The sequence below is a fragment of the Pseudomonas sp. FP215 genome (assembly GCF_030687795.1).
Lineage (GTDB): Bacteria > Pseudomonadota > Gammaproteobacteria > Pseudomonadales > Pseudomonadaceae > Aquipseudomonas > Aquipseudomonas salmasensis.
This window is the reverse complement of the sequence record NZ_CP117447.1, coordinates 4,704,217-4,724,947: the sequence shown is the minus strand read 5'-3', so window position 1 is coordinate 4,724,947 and position 20,731 is coordinate 4,704,217. Positions and strand designations below refer to the sequence as shown.

Here is a 20,731-nt window from a genome sequence, read left to right as displayed (position 1 = left end):
GCCGCCTGCGTGAATAACGCGGCGACTTAACGTTGAGACTAGCTGTAAGCGCCAAGGTTTAAAGTCGTTTGCGTTCGGCCTTGTCAGAAACCGACGTCGGCGGCACTCTGAACCCCCTGCGCGTCCCGGATTTCTGGCTGGAGATTGGCTGATGAGTGATATCGATGCACGCTTGCGTGAGGATGTTCACCTGCTGGGTGAGCTGTTGGGCAACACCATTCGAGAGCAGTACGGCGAGGCTTTCCTCGAAAAGATCGAGCAGATCCGCAAAGGCGCCAAGGCCGACCGCCGTGGAGCCGTTTCAGAGAAAACCGCTGGCGATGAGCTGAGCGCCAGCCTCAACCAGTTGCAGGAGCAGGAGTTGCTGCCGGTGGCCCGGGCCTTCAACCAATTCCTCAACCTGGCCAACATTGCCGAGCAATATCAGTTGATTCATCGGCGCGATGAATCGCAACCTGCGCCGTTCGAATCCCGGGTCTTGCCAGAATTGCTGGCTCGCCTGCAAAACGAAGGGCACAGCAATGAGTCCCTGGCCCGGCAGTTGGCGCGGCTGGACATCGAACTGGTGCTTACCGCCCACCCCACCGAAGTGGCCCGCCGTACGCTGATCCAAAAGTACGACGCCATTGCCGCGCAACTGGCCTTGCAGGATCACCGTGACCTCACCACCGCCGAGCGCGAGCAGATTCGCGAGCGCTTGCAACGCTTGATCGCCGAAGCCTGGCACACCGAAGAAATCCGCCGCGTGCGCCCCACGCCCGTGGATGAAGCCAAATGGGGCTTTGCGGTGATCGAGCATTCGCTGTGGCACGCCATCCCCAATTACCTGCGCAAGGCCGACCAGGCCCTGCACGCCGCCACCGGCTTGCGCCTGCCCTTGGAGGCTGCGCCGATTCGCTTTGCTTCGTGGATGGGCGGCGACCGTGACGGCAACCCGAACGTTACCGCGCCGGTCACTCGCGAAGTGCTGTTGCTGGCGCGCTGGATGGCGGCGGATCTGTATCTGCGCGACATTGATCAGCTGGCTTCCGAGCTGTCGATGCAACAGGCCAGCCCGGCGCTGCACGCCAAAGTCGGCGACAGCGTCGAGCCCTATCGTGCCTTGCTCAAGCAACTGCGTGAACGCCTGCGCGCCACGCGTCAGTGGGCCCACACCTCGTTGACCAGCACCACCCCGGCGCCGGCTGAGGTGTTGCAGAACAACCGCGACCTGCTCGACCCACTGCAGCTGTGCTACCAGTCGCTGCACGAATGCGGCATGGGCGTGATCGCCGATGGCCCGCTGCTCGACTGCCTGCGCCGTGCCGTGACGTTCGGCCTGTTCCTGGTGCGCCTGGACGTGCGCCAGGACTCCAGCCGTCACTCGGCGGCCATGACCGAAATCACCGATTACCTGGGCCTGGGGCGTTATGAGGACTGGGATGAAGAGGCGCGCATCAGCTTCCTGACCCAGGAACTGACCAATCGTCGGCCGTTGCTGCCGGGTTACTTCCAGCCGTCGGCGGACACTGCCGAGGTGCTCAATACCTGCAAGGAAATCGCCGCCGCACCGGCCGCATCACTAGGGTCGTATGTCATCTCCATGGCCGGCGCTGCGTCGGATGTGCTGGCAGTGCAACTACTGTTGAAAGAGTCGGGCGTACAACGGCCGATGCGCGTAGTGCCGCTGTTCGAGACCCTGGCCGACCTGGATAACGCAGGGCCAGTGATGGAACGCCTGCTGCAACTGCCGGGTTACCGCGCGCGCTTGCAGGGCCCGCAGGAAGTGATGATTGGCTACTCGGACTCGGCCAAGGACGCCGGCACCACGGCCGCCGCCTGGGCGCAGTACCGTGCCCAGGAACGCCTGGTGGATATCTGCCGCGAGCAACAGGTGGAGCTGTTGTTGTTTCACGGTCGCGGCGGCACCGTTGGTCGCGGCGGTGGCCCGGCGCACGCGGCCATCCTGTCGCAGCCGCCGGGCTCGGTGGCGGGGCGTTTCCGTACCACTGAACAGGGAGAGATGATTCGCTTCAAATTCGGCCTGCCGGATATCGCCGAGCAGAACCTCAATCTCTACCTGGCTGCGGTACTGGAAGCGACCTTGTTGCCGCCGCCGCCTCCCGAGCCTGCCTGGCGGCATCTGATGGACGAATTGGCGGCAGACGGTGTCAGCGCTTACCGCGCCGTGGTGCGGGAAAATCCGCAGTTCGTCGAATACTTCCGCCAGTCCACGCCGGAGCAGGAGTTGGGCCGTTTGCCTTTGGGCAGCCGCCCGGCCAAGCGTCGTGCGGGCGGGATTGAGAGCTTGCGCGCCATCCCGTGGATCTTTGGCTGGACCCAGACACGCCTGATGCTGCCCGCCTGGCTAGGCTGGGAAGCGGCACTGAGCAAGGCGCTGGAGCGCGGTGAAGGTCAATTGCTGGGGCAGATGCGCGAGCAGTGGCCGTTCTTTCGCACGCGCATCGACATGCTGGAAATGGTGCTGGCCAAGGCCGATGCCGATATCGCCCGTCTTTATGATGAGCGCCTGGTGCAGCCGGACCTGCTGGCATTGGGTGCGCACTTACGCGACCTATTGTCGCAGGCGTGCGCCGTGGTGCTTGGCCTGACCGGCCAGTCGCAGCTGCTGGCCCATAGCCCCGACACCCTGGAGTTCATCCGCCTGCGCAACACCTACCTCGACCCCTTACACCTGTTGCAGGCCGAGTTGCTGGCACGTTCGCGTCAGCAGGAGGCTGCCCAAGACAGCCCTCTGGAACAGGCGCTGCTGGTGTCCGTGGCCGGTATTGCGGCTGGTTTGCGCAACACCGGTTGAGGTTTTTTGCGTGTACTCAATGGCTTGCGGATAAACCGCGACGACCGCCCGGAAACGGGCGGTCGTCGTTTGAGGGGGTGGGTTGCGCTCAGGCACACCCCGGCGCTGACGCATGCGCGGCGCGGGTTTCTCCTACTTTTGGCGGCTTGTATGGTGAGGGCCCGCTGTGTATCTTGATCAGCCTTTGGCCGTTTGATCGGCCTAGAACCACATTTTTACGAGATTGGCCCCACGCGGCGAATCCGAGCGTCATCTCTATAAAAAATTGAGGAGCACATCGATGCGCGTCATTCTGCTGGGAGCTCCCGGGGCCGGTAAAGGTACTCAGGCAAAGTTCATCACTGAAAAATTCGGCATTCCACAAATCTCCACCGGCGACATGCTGCGTGCGGCCGTCAAGGCTGGCACCGAGCTGGGCCTGATCGCCAAGAGCGTGATGGACAGCGGCGGCCTGGTCTCCGATGACCTGATCATCAACCTGGTCAAGGAACGCATCAGCCAGGACGACTGCAAGAACGGTTTCCTGTTCGACGGCTTCCCACGCACCATTCCCCAGGCTGAAGCCCTGGTGAAGGCGGGCGTGGAGTTGGACGCCGTGGTCGAGATCGCAGTTGAAGACGAAGAGATCGTTCAGCGTATCGCTGGCCGTCGCGTTCACGAAGGCTCGGGCCGCGTGTACCACATCGTCTACAACCCGCCGAAAGTCGAGGGCAAGGACGATGTCACCGGTGAAGACCTGGTGCAGCGTAAAGACGACACCGAAGAAACCGTGCGTCATCGCCTGTCGGTCTACCATTCCCAGACCAAGCCCCTGGTGGACTTCTACCAGAAGCTGTCCGCAGCTCAAGGCAAGCCGAAATACAGCCACATCCCAGGTGTGGGCTCGGTTGAGGCCATCACCGCCAAGGTGCTGCAAGCACTGAGCTGATCCTGTGATCGGCGGCACAGACAACGGCCCGCTTGCGGGCCGTTGTTGTTTATACTGGCGCACTTTTTTCCGACTTGGACACCCACACCGATGAGCACCCTGCTGGCCCTGGACACCGCGACTGAAGCTTGCTCCGTTGCCTTGCTGCACGATGGCAAGGTTACGAGCCACTACGAGGTGATCCCGCGCCTGCACGCGCAGAAGTTGTTGCCGATGATCAAGCAACTGCTTGAAGACGCCGGTACCACCCTGGCGGCCGTGGACGCCATCGCGTTCGGCCGTGGCCCCGGTGCATTCACCGGCGTGCGCATCGCCATTGGCGTGGTGCAGGGCCTGGCCTTTGCCCTGGAGCGCCCGGTATTGCCGGTGTCCAACCTGGCGGTGCTGGCCCAGCGTGCGTTGCGTGAGCACGGTGCGTCGCAAGTGGCAGCGGCGATTGATGCGCGCATGGATGAGGTTTACTGGGGTTGCTACCGTGAGACCGCAGGCGAAATGCGCCTGGTCGGTACGGAAGCAGTGCTGGCCCCCGAAGCGGCGCAACTGCCCGCTGACGCCAGCGGCGATTGGTTCGGTGCCGGCACAGGCTGGGGTTATGGCGAACGCATCAAGGTGACGTGTGCCGAGCAGGATGCGGCGATGTTGCCCCACGCCGAAGACCTGCTGGCGTTGGCACGTTTCGCCTTCGAGCGCGGCGAGGCAGTTGCAGCGGACCAGGCGGCACCGGTGTACCTGCGCGATAAAGTCGCGCAGACCAAGGCCGAACGCGGGATTATTTGACGCCAGAAATGTGGGCATTGCGCGGCAAATTTCGCCAATCGTCAGAATTTGCCTGGGTTTTTAAACCTTTTACAAATTATGTGTTCTAGTTATCACCAGAGCATTTGCGCGCCATGGAAAGTGCCGCTAAATTGCCATCATTGATACCGAGTCTGCATGTATGCGTATAGACGGTTTTTCCTCACAGTCCTACCCCCTCAAGCGTAAGCCGCGCAAGGCGAGCGTGACGGTAGACGAATCCGTCGAGGATTCACCGGACTTCATCGAAGTACACACCGATACGCCTTCCAAAGCGCAAGGCGCCGCGAGCGCACGCATCAGCGGCGTTCCTGCCCGTCAGCAAGACATGGTCTTTCCCCGTTCCATGAGCAAAAGCGTTGCCACCGCCTTGGCCAGCTACCTGACCACTGCCGGCTTTGTTGAATGGGATATGGAAGTGCTGGGTCTCGATATCCATATCTGATGCGTTTGCCTTATTACATCGGCTGCCCGTCCTGGAGTGAAAACGCCTGGCGCGAGTACCTGTATCCGGTTGATGCACGTTCCAACGATTACCTCGGGCTCTATTCCCAGGTCTTCAACGCCGTTGAAGGCAATACCACTTTTTACGCTCGCCCCTCGGCCGCCACTGTGCAGCGCTGGGCCGAAATCATGCCTGATGATTTTCGCTTCACCGCCAAATTCCCCGGCGATATCAGTCATGCTGGCGATTTGCGTGAGCAGTTGCCGGCGGCAGAAAGCTTTGTCGGCTTGATGAGCCCTTTGGGTGAGCGCGTTTCACCGCTGTGGTTGCAACTCTCAAAGGGCTTTACGCCGCCACGCTTGGCGGAGCTGGCTGGATTTCTCGATGGCATCGATCGGCCGCTGGCTGTGGAAGTGCGTCATGAACAGTTCTTCGCCAAGGGTGATGCTGAGCGCAGGCTCAACCGCCTGTTGCGCGATCGCGGTGTCGAGCGCATCTGCCTCGATCCGCGTGCCCTGTTCAGCTGTACCTCTACTTCGGAGGCGGTGCTGCATGCCCAGTCCAAAAAGCCCCGGGTGCCACCGCGCCCAGCGGCATTGACGCAGTTTCCCCAGGTGCGCTTCATCGGGCATCCGGACCTTGAGGCCAATGACCCGTTCCTGATTCCATGGGTGGAAAAGATCGCCAGTTGGATTGAAGAAGGCCGCACGCCCTACATGTTCCTGCACACGTCGGACAACCGTCTGGCGGCACAGCTGGCGCTGCGTTTCCACGCCAAGCTGATGGTGCGCCTTCCAGGTTTACCGCCGCTGCCCACCTTGCATCGAGAACCCGTGGCGGAGCAGCTCGGGCTACTTTGAGGATTGAGCCGTGGGTGTGGTCAAGGCGTTGAGTATGTTGCTGTTGTTGATGGGCGCCGTTGCGCTGGCTGTCTGGCGCGGTTGGGTGCCGATGCCGGCTGAGTGGAACCCCTGGGCGCCTTTGGATGTGCGAGCGAGCCCCAACCTGTTGACGCGCTACAAGCTCAGTCGCTTGCAGGACGATCCGGCGTTGTGTGACCAGGTACTGAACACCTCCGGTTTGCGCGTGAGTCGCCAGGCTGATACAGCGGCGGATGCAGCGTGCCCCTTGCGCAATGTCCTGCGTGTGCAGGGCGCTGACGTGGCGTTGAGCAGCAACTTTCTCGCCAGTTGCCCGCTGGCGGTGGCGTTCGCGTTGTTCGAGCGCCACAGCCTGCAACCGGCGGCCCAGGCCGTGTTTGGCCAAGCGGTAAGCCGCGTCGAGCATTTGGGCAGTTTTGCCTGCCGTAATATCTACAATCGCGCCGACGCAAGGCTCAGCCAGCACGCCTCGGCCAATGCCCTGGATATCGCCGGTTTTCGCCTGGCGGATGGGCGCAGCATCAGCGTGCTCAAGGATTGGCCAGGGCAGGGCGACAGCGCGCGTTTCCTGCGCTTGGTACGCGATGGCGCCTGTGATGATTTCAACGTGGTGTTGAGCCCGGACTACAACGCCGCCCATCGCAACCATTTCCATCTGGACATGGGGCGTTGGTGGGTGTGTCGCTAAGGCTCAGGCGGCCAGGCGCAGGTTGTGGGTCACCAGCGGGCGCGCCCAGTAGTAATCGAAATCCAAGGCCTTTTGCTGCGCAAGCAGTTCTTCTTCAAGGTACGGCGTGGCGGCCGGTGGCAGCAGGTCCAGTTCGAACTCGGCAATCGGCAGGTGCAGTGGGCGTGGCTGTGGCGCCGGGCCTGGCTCGGGTAGCGGTTGGCCGGCGTTCAGCACAACGGGGCGCACCCACTCGCTCTCAAACGCTTGCTGGCGTTGCTGGGCGACTATTTCTTCTTCCGGGAACGGCGTGGCGGCCGGTGGCAGTAGCTCGGTTTCGAACTCGGCAATCGGCAGGAACAAAGGCTCCGGCGGCGCGATCTCGGTGTCTTTCACATCGCACTCACGCTGGGTGAGAATCTGCGCCAGCAGGTCGGCGCCTTCGCGGGGTTCTACCGCCGGGTCTGCCGGGGCAGGCGCCTTGGCGGCGAGCGCGTCTGGCGTTTCACCCAGCTGTTCGGCCAACGCACGGGCGAAGAAGTCCTGCCACACATGACTCACCCCGGCCAGCGCTTGGGTATTGCGCAGGCCGTAATGGTTGTGGGTCGGCAGTACACCGATGGAAAGGGGAAGAATGTCTGACATTTTTCTCGGTCGACGCTCAGCTCTGGCAAAATACCTGACTGTGATTTTTATCGGCCGTTGTTTGCCGATCCTTAATATTTTTGAGCGTGGCGATTGATGAACGAACAACCAGCGGCCAGCCGCATCCAGGTCCAAGCCTTGGCTGACAGCTTCCAGGCCCGCGCTGAACAGTGGGCTTCGCTGCTGGGGTTGCCTCTGCAGGTGGCCGATGCGGATTTTTCCCTGCAAGTGGGGGAGCACGGTTTGCAGTTGCAACAGCTTGGGCCCGATGCGCCGGGGCCGGTGCGGGTCGACTTTGTCGAAGGCGGCGCGGCGCATCGGCGGTTGTATGGCGGCGGCAGCGGGCAGATGATCGCCAAGGCGGTGGGCATCGCCCAGGGCGTGCGCCCACGGGTGCTGGACGCCACGGCCGGGTTGGGCAAGGACGCGTTCGTGCTGGCTAGCCTGGGGTGTGAGATGAGCCTGATCGAGCGCCAGCCGTTGATCGGCGCCTTGCTCGAAGATGGCCTGGCCCGCGCTGCCGAGGATTTTGAGGTGGCGCCGATTGTGGCGCGCATGAAGTTGCTCAAGGGTAACTCCATCGACGTGATGCTCAATTGGCAGGGGGAGCCGCCCCAGGTGATCTACCTGGACCCGATGTTTCCGCACCGTGAGAAAACTGCGCTGGTGAAGAAGGAGATGCGCCTGTTTCGGCCGTTGGTAGGGGATGATCCGGATGCACCGGCGTTGCTCGCGGCGGCTCTGGCGCTGGCCAGCCATCGTGTGGTGGTCAAGCGGCCGCGCAAGGCACCCTGTATTGAGGGGCCGAAGCCGAGTCATGCGTTGGATGGCAAGTCCAGCCGCTACGATATTTATCCCAAGAAGGCGCTTAAGGCGTAAGCGGCAGTATTCATCTTGCGGGTGCGGCGAGATCCAATTGTGGAGCTGGCGTGCCTGCGATGACGGCCTGCCAGCCGACACCTATCTACCTGACACCCCACAATCCAAATGTGGGAGCTGGCTTGCCTGCGATGACGGCCTGCCAGCCGGCACCTATCTACCTGACGCCCCGCAATCAAATTGTGGGAGCGGGCTTGCTCGCGAAGGCGGCCTGGCAGTCAATACAGTTGGATTGTGTACATATCCATTGCTGCGGTAACGGCTACTTAGGGTTCCGCCCTGACGGCGGCTCACTTTTGAAAAGCGCAAAAGTAAGCAAAACGCTCTTGCCCCACCACTCGGCACCTCGCTTGGGCTCGGTGTGCCCGAACGCAGGCTTGAATCCGTGGGCCGCCGCCACGCGCCATCCATGGCGCGGGGCGGCTAACCCGGCGTCCTGCCGGGTTACCCACGAATTCAAGCCTGCGTTCGGCCAGCGTGGTTTAACGGGGCGCCTGAGATCAAGATCACAAGCAGATCAAGAGCAAGATCAAGGGCGGCTCGCTTCGCATCGTGGTTACCGTAGGTCGCTACCGCCAACGCTGTTGTGTCGATAGGCCCGCATAAACAACCTCACCACGTCCTGCACATGCTCTTCGGCCTCTTGCGCACTCAATTGCCCGCCACACCCGTACAACAAGCGAAAGTTCGCCGTGCCTTTGAGCAGGCAAAAGAAGTGTTCGGCGGCCTTCAGCGGTGTGTCGATGCTCAGAGCGCCGCTCTGGTGAATCTTGCCGAGCAGGCGCTCCATGCCTTGCAGCATGCGCATGGGGCCGGCGTTGAAGAAGATCTGGGAGAGTTTCACGTCCTGATTGCCGGTGGTCATCATCAGGCGATGCAGGTTTACCGACTCTTCGCTGTTGATCAGTCGATGAAAGCCGCGGGCGATGTTGAGTAGCACCGTCTCGACGGGCATGCCTTCGGGGAGTTCGAAGTACATCACCGGCAATTGCTCTTCGCATTTGGCCACCACCGCAGCGGTGAACAGCGTCTCCTTGTCGGTGAAGTGGCTGTAGACCGTGAGTTTTGATACGCCGGCCGCCAGGGCGACGGCGTCCATGCTGGTGTTTGCATAGCCCTTGCCCAAGAACAGCGATTTTGCCGATTCGAGGATTGCCTGGCGTTTTGCCATGTCCTTGGGACGCCCGGGGCTTGCGGTGTTCAGAGGATTGTCGGACATTTTCACCTTTAATACTGGACTGGTGAGTTTGGTATTAATAACATACCGGCCAGTATAATTATTCCAAGCTCTATTTGCGAAAGGTCCTTCAGCATGCGCAGCGCTTTCCTGCCCCTTGCTTTGCCTGTCAGCCTGGTCTTCCTGTTGGCCGCTTGCGGCCATGAAGAAGCGGCCCAGACCACCGTACGTCCGGCCATGGTGGTGCAACCGCAGCCTTCGGCACAGGCGATGGACAGCTACCCCGGTGAGGTGCGTGCCCGTTATGAGCCGGACCTGGCCTTTCGCATCGGCGGCAAAGTCAGCAAGCGCCTGGTGGAGGAGGGCGAGCGGGTCAAGGCCAACCAGCCGCTGGCCGAACTCGACCCTCAGGACGTGCGCCTGCAATTGGAAGCCACCCGTGCCCAAGTGGCCGCCGCCGAGGCCAATCTGAGCCTGGTACGTGCGGAGCGGGATCGCTACAAGACCTTGATGGATCGTCAGATGGTCAGTCGGTCGCAGTACGACAATTCCGAAAACCTCTACCGAGCCGGTGAAGCACGCCTGAAGCAGATCAAGGCCGAGTTCGATGTGTCGAGCAACCAGGCCGGCTATGCCGTGCTGCGCGCGCCTCAGGACGGTGTGGTCGCCAAGCGTGCCGTCGAGGTGGGGCAAGTGGTCTCCGCTGGCCAGACCGTGTTCACCCTGGCCACCGATGGCGAGCGTGAAGTCTTGATCAGCCTGCCCGAGCAGGGCTTTGGCCGCTTCAAGATCGGCCAGCCGGTGTCGGTGGAGTTGTGGAGCCAGCCAGAGCAACGCTTCGCCGGGCGCATTCGTGAACTGTCTCCTGCCGCCGACCCCAAGTCTCGCACCTTCGCCGCGCGCGTGGCCTTCACCGGCGGCAAAGTGCCCGCCGAACTGGGCCAAAGCGCACGGGTTTTCATCCAGGCCGAGGGTGTCATTCCCCTATCGGTACCGCTGTCTGCCCTGAGTGCCGAGAACGGTGCGTCCTACGTTTGGCGTGTAAAACCGGACAACACCCTTGAACGCACCCCTGTACGCATTGGCGCGTTTGGCGAAAACACCGTGCCGGTACTCGAAGGCTTGGCCGCCACCGATTGGGTGGTGGCCGCAGGCGTGCATGTGCTCCATGAGGGCCAGCCAGTGCGCCCGGTGGATCGCTCCAACCGTGTAGTGAATCTGGCGGCCAAGGAGTAGTCCCCATGGGTTTCAATCTTTCCGAATGGGCGTTGCGTAATCGCCAGATCGTACTGTTCCTGATGATCCTGCTGGCCGTGGTTGGCACCTTGTCCTACACCAAGCTGGGGCAAAGCGAAGACCCGCCCTTTACCTTCAAGGCCATGGTGATCAAGACCAACTGGCCCGGGGCCACGGCCCAGGAGGTTTCGCGCCAGGTCACCGAGCGCATCGAGAAAAAACTCATGGAGACCGGTGAGTATGAGCGCATCGTGTCGTTCTCGCGGCCCGGTGAATCCCAGGTCACCTTTATTGCCCGTGATTCGATGCGTTCGGCGCAGATTCCCGAGCTGTGGTACCAGGTGCGCAAGAAAATCAGCGACATCCGCCACACCTTGCCGCCGGATATCCAGGGGCCGTTTTTCAACGACGAGTTCGGCACCACCTTCGGCAATATCTACGCCCTGACCGGCGACGGCTTTGACTATGCCGTGCTCAAGGACTACGCCGACCGCATCCAGATCCAGCTGCAACGGGTGCCGGATGTAGGCAAGGTCGAGCTGCTTGGCTTGCAGGATCAGAAGATCTGGATCGAGCTGTCCAACCTCAAGCTCGCCACCCTCGGCTTGCCTTTGGCCGCGGTACAGCAGGCGTTGCAGGAACAGAATGCGGTGTCCACCGCCGGTTTCTTTGAAACCCCCACCGAGCGCGTGCAACTGCGCGTTTCAGGCAACTTCAAGACGGTGGAGGAGATCCGCAACTTTCCGATCCGCGTGGGTGATCGCACCTTTCGCATCGGTGATGTAGCTGACATCCACCGAGGCTTCAACGAACCACCAGCACCGCGCATGCGTTACATGGGCGCAGATGCCATCGGCCTAGCGGTGGCCATGCGCGACGGTGGCGACATCCTCGTACTGGGCAAGGCCCTTGAAGCGCAATTCGCACGCCTGCAAAAGAACCTTCCGGCAGGGATGGAACTGCGCAAAGTGTCGGACCAACCGGCAGCCGTGAAGACCAGCGTCGGCGAATTCGTCCAGGTGCTGGCTGAAGCGTTGGCGATTGTTTTGCTGGTGAGCTTTTTCTCCCTCGGCGTGCGCACCGGCATGGTCGTCGCCCTGGCGATCCCGCTGGTGCTGGCGATGACCTTTGCCACCATGTATTACCTGGGCATCGGCCTGCACAAGATTTCCCTTGGCGCCTTGGTCCTGGCCCTGGGCTTGCTGGTAGATGACGCGATCATCGCCGTGGAAATGATGGCGATCAAAATGGAGCAGGGCTACGACCGCCTCAAAGCCGCGAGTTTCGCCTGGACCAGCACCGCATTCCCCATGCTCACCGGCACCCTGATCACGGCCGCTGGCTTCTTGCCGATTGCCACCGCGCAATCGAGCACCGGCGAATACACCCGCTCGATTTTCCAGGTCGTGACCATCGCACTGCTGGCCTCCTGGGTGGCGGCCGTGGTGTTTGTGCCGTACCTGGGAGAAAAACTCCTGCCCGACTTGGCGAAGATTCACGCCGCCAAGCACGGCACCGACGGTCCAGACCCGTACGGCACACCCTTCTACCAGCGTGTAAGACGTTGGGTGGAGTGGTGCGTGCGGCGGCGTAAAACCGTGATCGTGCTGACTTTGCTGCTGTTTATCGGCTCGGTTGCGCTGTTCCGCTTCGTGCCGCAACAGTTCTTCCCGGCTTCCGGTCGCCTGGAGTTGATGGTCGACCTGAAACTGGCCGAAGGCGCTTCCCTGAGCAACACTGCCGAACAGGTCAAGCGCCTGGAAGCGTTGCTCAAGGAGCATGCCGGCATCAACAACTATGTCGCCTACGCGGGCACTGGTTCGCCGCGGTTTTACCTGCCCCTGGACCAGCAATTGCCCGCTGCCAGCTTCGCCCAGTTTGTGGTGCTGGCTGACACTATCGAGGAGCGCGAAAGCTTGCGCACCTGGCTGATCGAAACCCTCAACGAGCAATTCCCCGAATTGCGTTCGCGCGTGACGCGCCTGGAGAACGGCCCGCCCGTAGGCTACCCGGTGCAGTTTCGCGTGACGGGCGAGCACATCGAAGAAGTCCGTGCCCTGGCGCGCAAAGTGGCGGCCAAGGTTCGCGAAAATACCCATGTGGTCAACGTGCATCTGGACTGGGAAGAACCGAGCAAAATCGTGTACCTGAATATCGACCAGGACCGTGCACGCGCCCTGGGTGTGAGCACCGCCAACCTGTCGAAATTCCTGCAGAGTTCCCTGACCGGCTCCAGCGTCAGCCAGTACCGTGAGGACAACGAATTGATCGAGATCCTCCTGCGCGGCACCGTGCATGAGCGTAGCGAACTGTCGCGCCTGCCGAGCCTTGCCGTGCCCACCGACAATGGTAAAAGCGTGGCGCTGTCGCAAATTGCCACCCTCGAATATGGATTCGAAGAGGGCATCATCTGGCATCGCAATCGCTTGCCCACGGTGACGGTACGGGCCGATATCTATGGCAAGGAACAGCCGGCGACCCTCGTGCAGCAGATCCTGCCGACGCTTGCCGATGTGCGTGCCGAACTGCCGGATGGCTACCTCTTGGAGGTGGGCGGTACGGTGGAAGATTCTGCCCGTGGGCAAAACTCGGTGAAGGCCGGCGTGCCGCTGTTTATCGTGGTAGTGCTGACCTTGCTGATGCTGCAACTGCGCAGCTTCTCGCGCACGGCGATGGTCTTTCTCACCGCGCCTTTGGGGCTGATCGGCGTGACCTTGTTCCTGCTGGTGTTCCGCCAACCCTTCGGTTTCGTCGCCATGCTCGGCACCATCGCGCTGTCAGGGATGATCATGCGCAACTCGGTGATTCTGGTGGACCAGATCGAACAAGACATCAAGGCTGGCCTGGCACCTTGGCAGGCAATTATCGAAGCCACGGTGCGACGCTTTCGCCCGATTGTGCTGACGGCGTTGGCTGCGGTGTTGGCGATGATTCCGTTGTCACGCAGTGTGTTCTTCGGGCCCATGGCCGTGGCGATCATGGGCGGGTTGATCGTAGCGACGGCGTTGACGCTGTTGTTCCTGCCGGCGTTGTACGCAGCGTGGTTCAGGATCAAGAAGGAGGAGTAGATCAGTGAGCGTTTTTGGCAGGCCCGGTGGGAACCATTTTTCAAGGCTTGCCACACAGGGTTACCTGTTCGCAGGTACGTTATTCGGGGGTTTTATCACCTGGATAACGTTTCCAGAACGTTCATAGAGGCGAAATAGATATGCTCCTACAAGCATTGGGACAACTTTACACGGGGGTCGGCATGATGCTGGGCGGCGGTCAAATGGGCGGCGCTTGCGCCAAACATTCCCATAATGACTCCGTCAGTCGGCGTGAGCTTTCCGACGCGCTCAAATCGTTCAAATACGATTTTCCCCAGCCGACCAGTCATATCACGATTAACAACAGTGTTGCCAACGCGAACAACAACGCGAATAGCAACGCAAACACCCAAATCGGCCGCTGAATGCGCTGATGTCTGCTATTGGGCCATTGCAAACACTCTGCATCCGCGGAGTGTTTGCTGCGTAAGGCTCAGTGACTGCCGAGGGCTTACAGCGCCCCAAACACCTTCTTGGCTAAGCTGGTGGCCGCCGCCGCCGGGTTCTTGCGAATGGTTTCTTCCTGCTGCGCAATCATCTTGAACAAACCATCCAGGGCCTGCTCGGTCACGTAGTTCTCAACGTTGGCGCTCTTGGCATCCACCGCGCCAAAGGCCGCGGCCTTACCGGCCAGAGCGTTGTACTGCTGGGCCACGCCGACTTTGTCGGTGGCGGCCTTGACGATAGGCAGGAACTTGGCGCGAATCTCTTCACGGCTGCTTTTGTTCAGGTACTGGGTGGCGGAGTCCTGGCCACCGCTGAGAATGCCCTTGGCATCGGTCACGCTCATGTTCTTCACGGCGTTGACCAGGATCGGCTGGGCCTGGGTCACGGCGGTTTCTGCGGCCTTGTTCATGCTGGTTTCCAGCTGCGTAACCTGGTCACCCATACCGAACATTTTCAGCTTGTCGGCGACTTTGCCGAGTTTGCCCGGCAGGCCGATCTTCACGTCCGGGTTGTTGCTGAAACCACCGGGCGTCCCGAGTTGTTTCACAGCAATCTGTGCACCTTGGGTCAAGGCATCCTTGAGGCCGCCGCTGGCGTCGCCCTGGGACAGGCTGCCAAGGTCCAGGGCCATGGCGTTGGCGCCGAACAGCAAGCCAGCACACAGGGCGGTGAGGCGAAGAGATTTGCGGAGCATGGGCGCTTCCTTATGAAGTGGGAGTGATCAGTGTGCCGCCGCATCCACCCGCAGGCGCAGCGGTTGTGGGTCCTGGCCATTGAGTTGCACAGTGTGCCGCTCGGTGGTGATAAACAGTAGCTTGCCGTCCAGCTCGATGCGAGCGCTGACCGAATAGGTGTGGCCCGGTTTGACCTGGGCCGGGTCATAGCTCAGATGAAACGGCAGCGGCACCTGGCCTTTGACCGGGCCTTTCTGTTCGGCGAGGGTCACGGCCGGCGCGTCCATCAGGGACACGTCCTGCAGGCTGACACTCAAGGTGGCGGCTGGCGGCAGGGCGATGCGTTGCAGGTAGAACACTTCGCCGTCCAGGCTTGCCTTAGGGGTTGGAGCCATCGATTGGCAGGCTCCAAGCAGGGCGGTCAGGCCCAGGAGGATGAGTTTTTTCAAGGTGCAACTCCTTTTCAACGGCGCCGGAATCCGCCCGGCGCCTCATTCAATCTAGCGGTTTTCTTCAGGGTTGGCGGCAACCGGTTCGGCGGCGGCCTCGGCTGCACCGTCCACACGGTGCAAGGCGACCTGGCGGATCGACAGGCGAATATCCGCCGGCAACACACGTTTGGCCGCGCCTTCGGCCAGTTCGCCGAGCAGGTCGTGATAACCCAGCTTGCCGGCTTCATCGCGGCGCAGCACATCTTGCTCCAGCAACGTCTGAATAAAATGTCGGAAAAGACTCTTGTCGAAGAACTCCGGAGCGTTGAGGCCGTGCAGGATCGACAGGCGCTGGGCCATGATCGTGCACAGGTCTTCCAGCTCCTCGGCGCTGATGCTGTTCTGGCCGCTGTTGAGCAGCAACGAGATCGCCATGTAGAAGCGTTGCAGGGTCTGGGCGATGCTCTTGGACAGCAGCGTCAGCAGCACAAAATGCCGCGAACTCGGCGCTGGGCGCAGGTACACGGCGTTTTCGAAGCGCAGCAGGCCTTGTTCAACGAAGGCGTCCAGCCATTGGTCGACCACGCTGTCCAAGTCTTCCAGCGACCAACGGATAAACAGCTCCGATTGCAGGTACGGGTAGAGCGCGTGGGTGTAGCGCAGGATCTGTTCGCGGGTCATGCGCGAGCTGCTCTGGAAGAAGCTTGCCAGCAAGGCCGGCAGGGCGAAGATGTGCAGCACGTTGTTGCGGTAATAGGTCATCAGGACAGCATTCTGCTCATCCAGATAAACGATTTTACCCAGGGCATCGCTCTGCTCCGACAACAGGTTCATGTCCTTGACGTGCTTGATCAGCGCCAGGCCATCGCCTTCCGGCAGCGTGGTGTGGGGCGAGTAGGGCACGCGGCGCAACAGCGCCAGGTACAGGTCCAACTGGCGGGCCATGGCTTGTTCATCCAGGGCCAGGCGGGTGGTGGACAGCAGCGCCAGCGCCACCAGGTTCACCGGGTTCACCGCAGCGGCTTCGTTCAAGTGGCGCGCCACCTGTTCGCCGAGGCGATTGGTGGTCTCATTGAGCCAGGCCGGTTTGTAGTTCGGCCCCAGTTCCTGGGCGCGCCAGTCCGGTTGTTCGGCGTCGAGGAATTCTGCCAGCTTGATCGGCTCGCCGAAGTTGACTGCCACTTGGCCGAAGCGCTGCTTGAGCGCGCCGACCACTTTGAAAATGTCGAAGATCGACTCTTTCTTCTTGCTCGCGCCACGTAGTTCGCCCAGGTAGGTACGGCCTTCGAGCACGCGCTCATAGCCGATGTACACCGGCACGAACACGATGGGCATGCGCGAGGAGCGCAGGAAACTGCGCAGGGTGATCGCCAACATCCCGGTTTTCGGTTGCAGCATGCGCCCGGTGCGCGAGCGCCCGCCTTCGACGAAGTACTCCACCGGGAAACCCTTGGTAAACAGGGTGTGCAGGTATTCGTTGAACACCGAGGTGTACAACGGGTTGCCCTTGAAAGTACGGCGCATGAAAAACGCACCGCCACGGCGCAGCAGGCTGCCGATCACCGGCATGTTGAGGTTGATGCCGGCGGCGATGTGCGGCGGGGTCAGGCCGTTCTTGAACAGCAGGTACGACAGCAGCAGGTAGTCGATATGGCTGCGGTGGCAAGGCACGTAGATCACCTCGTAGCCCTGGGCCACCTTTTGCACGCCTTCGATGTTATTGACCTTGATGCCGTCGTAGATCTTGTTCCAGAACCAGCTCAATACCACTTCCAGGAAGCGGATCGCGGTGTAGGTGTAGTCCGAGGCAATCTCGTTGCCATAGCGCAGGGCCAGGGCCTTGGCTTTTTCCGGGGCGATCTTTTCGCGTTCGGCTTCATCCGCAATGGCTTGGCGCACCAGCGGCATATTCACCAGGCCCTTGACCAGATTACGCCGGTGGGAAAGGTCGGGACCGATCACTGCCGTCTTCAGGTTACGAAAGTGCACACGCAAGATGCGCTGGGCCATGCGCACGGTACGTTCGTGACCTTTATTGTGCTCGATCAATTCACGCAGGTTGATAGGCGCGGAGAATTGCACGCGGGTCTTGCGCCCCAGGATCAGGATGCTCAACAACCGGCGTAGACGCCCGGTGACTGCCCAGCTGTCGGCGAATAACAGCTTCCACGGGCTGGACTCGCTTTCGGGGGATTGGCCCCAGAACACGCTGACCGGAATGATTTGTGCATTCTCTTCGGCGTGTTCGGTGAGGGTGTTGACCAGGCGCGTCAGGGTTGGGGGTGCGCCGCGCTTGTCTTGGCGGCCGAGCCAATCCGGGTCTGGCGTGAGGTAGAAGAACGCCGCGGGCTCCATCAACGGCCCTACCGACACCGGCAGCACCGGGCGCGGCAGGCCGGCCTTGGTGCACTCGGCATCGACCACCGCCAACTCGGTGAGGGAAGGTGATTGCAGGACGTAGAAAACCGGCCGGCTGCGGTCCAGGTTAAGGGTGAGGGACGACTGGTTGATCGTCTCCGAGCGAACCCAGAGGTACAACAGTCGGCGCAAGGTGCCAAACACCAGACGGCGGAACGGGGAGCGGGTCATAGGCGAACTGCTTCAAGTGGAAAAAACCGAGCAGGCGCTCGGGCGGGTAGTGTGCCGTATTCGCCGAAAATCGGCAAAAAAGCAGCGATGTAAAGTTGAGTTGATGGTTTTTGAGCCTGTCTTATACTCGGCAGTTCAATGCGAGCGACTCAACAATAAAAAAACCAGTGGGAGTGAACAGATGACAACGCGTGAAACCGGCAATGTGAAGTGGTTCAACGATGCAAAGGGCTACGGCTTTATCCAGCGTGAAGATGGCAAGGATGTGTTTGTGCACTACCGCGCCATTCGCGGTGAAGGCCACCGCTCGTTGGCCGAAGGCCAGCAGGTGGAGTACGCCGTGGTGACCGGCGAGAAGGGCTTGCAGGCTGAGGATGTGGTGGGCCTTTGAGCCAGCCCTAAGCAACGACGCTGAACCCATGTGGGAGCGGGCTTGCTCGCGAAAGCGCTGTGTCAGTCACTAGAGATGTCGACTGATCCACCGCTTTCGCGAGCAAGCCCGCTCCCACATTTTGATTGTGTTCACACTTTGGAGGTTATGCAGTTTTCCAGGTGATCTCTTCTTCGCCATCTGCGCTGATGCGAATCCAGCGATCAGCGCTTTCTTCACCCTCTTCTTCAACCCAGGTACCCGGCGCGCAACGCACTTCGACGTTCAGCGCGGCAAACGCGGCGCGGGCGCAGGCGATGTCGTCGTCCCACGGGGTCTGGTCGCTTTCCAGGAACAGGCTGTTCCATTTGCCCACCGCTTTGGGCAGCCAGGTAACCGGCACGTTGCCGGCCTTGCACTTGTAGGTCTGGCCTTTCTGGACCCAGTCGGTGCACGGGCCCAGGGCGGCGCCCAGCCAGGCGGCGATGGACTTGTGATCGACGTCGGCGTCCTTCAGGTAAATCTCAATATCGGGTTGGCGCATGGATGTTCCTCGTTGCGGGATTCGAAAATCCATTCGCGGATGGGTGAAAGTCGGTCATTGAAGCACGAAATAATCGTAGCGCATCGACACCGTGACCTGCAGCGGCTCAGCCGCCTCAATCACCTCGTGGCGGCGCTCGGCACTGGCCCGCCAGCCGTGGGGCGTCATCGCCAGCAGGTTGGCGCGGTCCTTGGGCTCGGCCAGGCTCAGGGTGAATGCCAGGGTCTCAGTGTGCGCCAGGCTCATGCCGTCCGGCACCAGGGCCAGGTGTTTGTCGTCGGTGTACTCGCGCACTTCGTCGTACAAGCGCTCGCGCAGTTCCATCAAATGACCGCGGGTGGGGCCGACTTTCATCAGGCCGCCGCCGGGGCTGAGCAGGCGCTTGGCTTCCTGCCAGTCCAGCGGGCTGAACACACTGGCGAGGAACTGGCAGCTGGCGTCGGCCAATGGCACGCGGGCCATGCTGGCGATCAACCAGGTCAGCGCCGGGTTGCGTTTGCATGCGCGCTTGACCGCTTCCTTAGAGATATCCAGCGCGTAGCCATCGGCATCGGGCAGAGCCTGGGCGATTTGCGCGGTGTAGTAACCCTCGCCACAGCCAATGTCCACCCAGCGCTGTGGTGCGCGCTCGGCGGCCAGTTCGGCCAGGCGCTTGGCCACTGGCGCATAGTGGCCAGCGTTGAGGAAGTCGCGGCGCGCTTCGACCATGGCCAGGTTGTCGCCCGGGTCGCGGCTGTTCTTGTGCTGCACCGGCAACAGGTTCAGGTAACCCTGGCGTGCGCGGTCGAAGCGGTGCCCGGTCGGGCACGCCACGCCGTTGTCCACGGTATTGAGCGGTGCGCTGCAAATGGGGCAGGCAAGCATCAGGCGAGCAACTTGATCAAGGTCTGGTAGTAGATTTCGGTCAGCACATCGAGGTCGCTGGCCAGGATGCGTTCGTTGACCTGATGGATCGTCGCGTTGACCGGGCCCAGTTCGACCACCTGGGTGCCCAACGTCGCAATGAAGCGCCCATCGGAGGTACCGCCGCTGGTGGACGCCTTGGTCTCACGCCCGGTGATCGCCAGGATGCTGGCCGATACCGCATCCAGCAGAGCGCCCGGCTCGGTGAGGAACGGCAGGCCCGACAGTGCCCACTCCACATGCCAGTCCAGGCCGTGCTTGTCGAGAATGGCTGCGACCCGTTGTTGCAGGCCCTCGACGGTGGATTCGGTGGAAAAACGGAAGTTGAACACCGCCGTCAGGTCGCCGGGGATCACGTTGGTGGCGCCGGTACCGGAGTTGAGGTTGGAAATCTGAAAGCTGGTCGGCGGGAAGAAGGTGTTGCCGTCATCCCAATGTTCGGCGGCAAGTTCGGCCAGGGCCGGTGCGGCCAGGTGGATCGGGTTCTTCGCCAGGTGCGGGTAAGCCACGTGGCCCTGTACACCGCGCACGGTCAAGGTGGCGCCGAGGGAACCACGGCGGCCGTTCTTGACCACGTCGCCCACCAGGCTGGTGCTCGACGGTTCGCCGACGATGCACCAGTCCAGGCGCTCCTTGCGTGCGGCCAGGCGTTCGATCACGGCCTTGGTGCCATGGTGCGCCGGGCCTTCTTCGTCGCTGGTGATCAGGAAGGCGACCGAACCCTTGTGGTCCGGGTAGTCGCTGACGAAACGTTCCGCCGCCACCAGCATCGCCGCCAGGCTGCCTTTCATGTCCGCCGCGCCACGGCCACAGAGCATGCCGTTGTCATCGATCAACGCATCGAACGGGTCGTTCTGCCAAGCCTGTACCGGGCCAGTCGGCACCACATCGGTGTGACCGGCAAAGCACAGCACCGGGCCTTCATGCTTGCCGTGGGTGGCCCAGAAGTTATCCACGTCTTCAATGCGCATCGGTTCAAGCGCAAAACCGGCGTCGCCCAGGCGCTGCATCATCAGCTTCTGGCAATCGGCATCGATGGGCGTGACCGATGGGCGACGGATCAGGTCGATGGCCAGTTGAAGGGTCGGCGAAAGGTCGGCATGGGCCGTCATGGGGGGACTCCGGAAATCGAGGCGGCGACGTTCTAACTGTAGGAGCGAGCTCGCTCGCGAAAAACCCAAGGGCACCGCGTGCATTCAGGATGCCCGCGTCATCGTTAACGATTTTCGCGAGC

The 20,731-nt window shown here is 61.5% G+C and carries 19 protein-coding genes; 11 read left to right on the top strand and 8 right to left on the bottom strand.

Annotated elements, in window-relative coordinates:
- Positions 1-151: 151 nt before the first annotated feature.
- From ppc to PSH76_RS21430, 6 genes are all read left to right on the top strand, one after another.
- On the top strand, positions 152-2,797 hold the full coding sequence (ppc, locus tag PSH76_RS21455) for a phosphoenolpyruvate carboxylase (RefSeq protein ID WP_305492882.1): 2,646 nt from the start codon (positions 152-154) through the stop codon (positions 2,795-2,797).
- Positions 2,798-3,077: 280 nt separating this feature from the next.
- Positions 3,078-3,725: an adenylate kinase gene (adk, locus tag PSH76_RS21450; RefSeq protein WP_032893225.1), complete on the top strand. Its 648-nt coding sequence runs from the start codon at positions 3,078-3,080 to the stop codon at positions 3,723-3,725.
- Positions 3,726-3,815: 90 nt separating this feature from the next.
- Entirely contained in the window at positions 3,816-4,502 is a 687-nt protein-coding gene (gene tsaB / locus PSH76_RS21445) for a tRNA (adenosine(37)-N6)-threonylcarbamoyltransferase complex dimerization subunit type 1 TsaB (RefSeq protein WP_032893224.1), read from the top strand.
- A 160-nt stretch (positions 4,503-4,662) separates the two neighbouring features.
- Complete coding sequence (locus PSH76_RS21440; protein ID WP_032893222.1) at positions 4,663-4,965, top strand: hypothetical protein; 303 nt, start codon at positions 4,663-4,665, stop codon at positions 4,963-4,965.
- A complete protein-coding gene (locus PSH76_RS21435; protein WP_169918536.1) occupies positions 4,965-5,825 on the top strand; it encodes a DUF72 domain-containing protein in 861 nt (286 codons plus the stop codon). Before PSH76_RS21440 ends, PSH76_RS21435 begins: the two co-directional genes overlap by 1 nt.
- Before the next feature lie 34 nt (positions 5,826-5,859).
- A complete protein-coding gene (locus PSH76_RS21430) occupies positions 5,860-6,534 on the top strand; it encodes an extensin family protein (RefSeq protein WP_305492881.1) in 675 nt (224 codons plus the stop codon).
- A 3-nt stretch (positions 6,535-6,537) separates the two neighbouring features.
- On the opposite strand, the gene PSH76_RS21425 is transcribed toward PSH76_RS21430, so the two are convergent.
- On the bottom strand, positions 6,538-7,158 hold the full coding sequence (locus tag PSH76_RS21425) for an energy transducer TonB (protein WP_305492880.1): 621 nt from the start codon (positions 7,156-7,158) through the stop codon (positions 6,538-6,540).
- Between the two features lie 96 nt (positions 7,159-7,254).
- On the opposite strand from PSH76_RS21425, the gene PSH76_RS21420 reads away from it, so the two are divergent.
- Positions 7,255-8,037: a class I SAM-dependent methyltransferase gene (locus tag PSH76_RS21420; RefSeq protein ID WP_056790197.1), complete on the top strand. Its 783-nt coding sequence runs from the start codon at positions 7,255-7,257 to the stop codon at positions 8,035-8,037.
- Positions 8,038-8,593: 556 nt separating this feature from the next.
- Here the strand turns inward: PSH76_RS21420 and PSH76_RS21415 are convergent.
- Positions 8,594-9,256, bottom strand: coding sequence for a TetR/AcrR family transcriptional regulator (locus PSH76_RS21415; protein ID WP_098949367.1), 663 nt, complete (start codon positions 9,254-9,256; stop codon positions 8,594-8,596).
- 93 nt (positions 9,257-9,349) lie between these two features.
- Between PSH76_RS21415 and PSH76_RS21410 the strand changes: the two genes are divergently transcribed.
- The 3 genes from PSH76_RS21410 (at position 9,350) to PSH76_RS21400 (ending at position 13,904) form a co-directional block, all read left to right on the top strand.
- The gene (locus PSH76_RS21410; RefSeq protein WP_278916418.1) at positions 9,350-10,450 is read left to right on the top strand and encodes an efflux RND transporter periplasmic adaptor subunit; all 1,101 of its coding nucleotides are present in this window, start codon (positions 9,350-9,352) and stop codon (positions 10,448-10,450) included.
- 5 nt (positions 10,451-10,455) lie between these two features.
- Positions 10,456-13,518 (top strand): efflux RND transporter permease subunit, encoded by a 3,063-nt coding sequence (locus PSH76_RS21405; protein ID WP_305492879.1) that lies wholly within the window; start codon positions 10,456-10,458, stop codon positions 13,516-13,518.
- A 140-nt stretch (positions 13,519-13,658) separates the two neighbouring features.
- A complete protein-coding gene (locus PSH76_RS21400; RefSeq protein ID WP_138761435.1) occupies positions 13,659-13,904 on the top strand; it encodes a type III secretion protein in 246 nt (81 codons plus the stop codon).
- Positions 13,905-13,990: 86 nt separating this feature from the next.
- On the opposite strand, the gene PSH76_RS21395 is transcribed toward PSH76_RS21400, so the two are convergent.
- From PSH76_RS21395 to plsB, 3 genes are read right to left on the bottom strand one after another with little or no spacing between them, the layout of a single operon-like run.
- Positions 13,991-14,680 (bottom strand): DUF4197 domain-containing protein, encoded by a 690-nt coding sequence (locus PSH76_RS21395; RefSeq protein ID WP_003189124.1) that lies wholly within the window; start codon positions 14,678-14,680, stop codon positions 13,991-13,993.
- Between the two features lie 27 nt (positions 14,681-14,707).
- Entirely contained in the window at positions 14,708-15,109 is a 402-nt protein-coding gene (locus PSH76_RS21390; protein WP_057711538.1) for a YbaY family lipoprotein, read from the bottom strand.
- A gap of 51 nt (positions 15,110-15,160) precedes the next feature.
- Positions 15,161-17,680 (bottom strand): glycerol-3-phosphate 1-O-acyltransferase PlsB, encoded by a 2,520-nt coding sequence (gene plsB / locus PSH76_RS21385; protein WP_305492878.1) that lies wholly within the window; start codon positions 17,678-17,680, stop codon positions 15,161-15,163.
- A 181-nt stretch (positions 17,681-17,861) separates the two neighbouring features.
- Between plsB and PSH76_RS21380 the strand changes: the two genes are divergently transcribed.
- Positions 17,862-18,071, top strand: a complete 210-nt coding sequence (locus PSH76_RS21380; RefSeq protein WP_003189131.1) for a cold-shock protein — start codon at positions 17,862-17,864, stop codon at positions 18,069-18,071.
- 145 nt (positions 18,072-18,216) lie between these two features.
- Here PSH76_RS21380 and PSH76_RS21375 read toward each other — a convergent pair whose 3' ends face one another.
- Genes PSH76_RS21375 through dapE form a run of 3 tightly spaced genes read right to left on the bottom strand, consistent with a single transcriptional unit; the run spans position 18,217 to position 20,609 of the window.
- Positions 18,217-18,594, bottom strand: a complete 378-nt coding sequence (locus PSH76_RS21375; RefSeq protein ID WP_305492877.1) for a hypothetical protein — start codon at positions 18,592-18,594, stop codon at positions 18,217-18,219.
- A 54-nt stretch (positions 18,595-18,648) separates the two neighbouring features.
- Complete coding sequence (locus PSH76_RS21370) at positions 18,649-19,458, bottom strand: putative RNA methyltransferase (RefSeq protein WP_125969624.1); 810 nt, start codon at positions 19,456-19,458, stop codon at positions 18,649-18,651.
- Positions 19,458-20,609 carry a succinyl-diaminopimelate desuccinylase gene (gene dapE, locus PSH76_RS21365; protein ID WP_032893206.1) on the bottom strand — a complete coding sequence of 384 codons (1,152 nt, stop codon included), beginning with the start codon at positions 20,607-20,609 and terminating at the stop codon, positions 19,458-19,460. Before dapE ends, PSH76_RS21370 begins: the two co-directional genes overlap by 1 nt.
- Positions 20,610-20,731: the final 122 nt, after the last annotated feature.

Bases quoted from the DNA above. Each gene is read 5' to 3' on its own strand.
- PSH76_RS21435 (WP_169918536.1), top strand. From the start codon at position 4,965: ATGCGTTTGCCTTATTACATCGGCTGCCCGTCCTGGAGTGAAAACGCC.
- dapE (WP_032893206.1), bottom strand. From the start codon at position 20,609: ATGACGGCCCATGCCGACCTTTCGCCGACCCTTCAACTGGCCATCGAC.
- PSH76_RS21395 (WP_003189124.1), bottom strand. From the start codon at position 14,680: ATGCTCCGCAAATCTCTTCGCCTCACCGCCCTGTGTGCTGGCTTGCTG.
- plsB (WP_305492878.1), bottom strand. From the start codon at position 17,680: ATGACCCGCTCCCCGTTCCGCCGTCTGGTGTTTGGCACCTTGCGCCGA.
- PSH76_RS21405 (WP_305492879.1), top strand. From the start codon at position 10,456: ATGGGTTTCAATCTTTCCGAATGGGCGTTGCGTAATCGCCAGATCGTA.
- PSH76_RS21415 (WP_098949367.1), bottom strand. From the start codon at position 9,256: ATGTCCGACAATCCTCTGAACACCGCAAGCCCCGGGCGTCCCAAGGAC.
- PSH76_RS21400 (WP_138761435.1), top strand. From the start codon at position 13,659: ATGCTCCTACAAGCATTGGGACAACTTTACACGGGGGTCGGCATGATG.
- PSH76_RS21375 (WP_305492877.1), bottom strand. From the start codon at position 18,594: ATGCGCCAACCCGATATTGAGATTTACCTGAAGGACGCCGACGTCGAT.
- tsaB (WP_032893224.1), top strand. From the start codon at position 3,816: ATGAGCACCCTGCTGGCCCTGGACACCGCGACTGAAGCTTGCTCCGTT.
- PSH76_RS21440 (WP_032893222.1), top strand. From the start codon at position 4,663: ATGCGTATAGACGGTTTTTCCTCACAGTCCTACCCCCTCAAGCGTAAG.
- PSH76_RS21370 (WP_125969624.1), bottom strand. From the start codon at position 19,458: ATGCTTGCCTGCCCCATTTGCAGCGCACCGCTCAATACCGTGGACAAC.
- adk (WP_032893225.1), top strand. From the start codon at position 3,078: ATGCGCGTCATTCTGCTGGGAGCTCCCGGGGCCGGTAAAGGTACTCAG.
- PSH76_RS21410 (WP_278916418.1), top strand. From the start codon at position 9,350: ATGCGCAGCGCTTTCCTGCCCCTTGCTTTGCCTGTCAGCCTGGTCTTC.
- PSH76_RS21430 (WP_305492881.1), top strand. From the start codon at position 5,860: ATGTTGCTGTTGTTGATGGGCGCCGTTGCGCTGGCTGTCTGGCGCGGT.
- PSH76_RS21425 (WP_305492880.1), bottom strand. From the start codon at position 7,158: ATGTCAGACATTCTTCCCCTTTCCATCGGTGTACTGCCGACCCACAAC.
- ppc (WP_305492882.1), top strand. From the start codon at position 152: ATGAGTGATATCGATGCACGCTTGCGTGAGGATGTTCACCTGCTGGGT.
- PSH76_RS21380 (WP_003189131.1), top strand. From the start codon at position 17,862: ATGACAACGCGTGAAACCGGCAATGTGAAGTGGTTCAACGATGCAAAG.
- PSH76_RS21420 (WP_056790197.1), top strand. From the start codon at position 7,255: ATGAACGAACAACCAGCGGCCAGCCGCATCCAGGTCCAAGCCTTGGCT.